General features: G+C 77.6%; 1 protein-coding gene. It reads right to left on the bottom strand.

The window, feature by feature from the left end; translation table 11 throughout:
- A partial coding sequence (locus tag G3I40_RS23890; RefSeq protein WP_164304165.1) for a hypothetical protein occupies positions 1-209 on the bottom strand: 209 nt, incomplete at its 3' end.
- Position 210: the final 1 nt, after the last annotated feature.

Raw genomic sequence — 210 nt, 5'->3', positions numbered from 1 at the left:
CCGAGGCCGGCGGCGCCGAGCCACAGCAGCCCGGTGCCCTGCCGCCCGGCGAGGAAGCCGTCGTCGAGCGCGCGGGCCAGGGCGTAGCCGAACAGGAACGTCTGGCCCGCCTCCAGGACCGACCAGGCGACGAGCCGGACGACGACGGCCCGCCGCGTGCGCAGGTAGCGCAGGCCGCGACGGTACGTCGACCCGCTCGCCGCGCTCACA

Source organism: Streptomyces sp. SID14478 (assembly GCF_010548525.1).
GTDB lineage: Bacteria > Actinomycetota > Actinomycetes > Streptomycetales > Streptomycetaceae > Streptomyces.
Note: the sequence above shows the minus strand (reverse complement) of the source record. Positions and strands in the feature narration are given on the sequence as shown.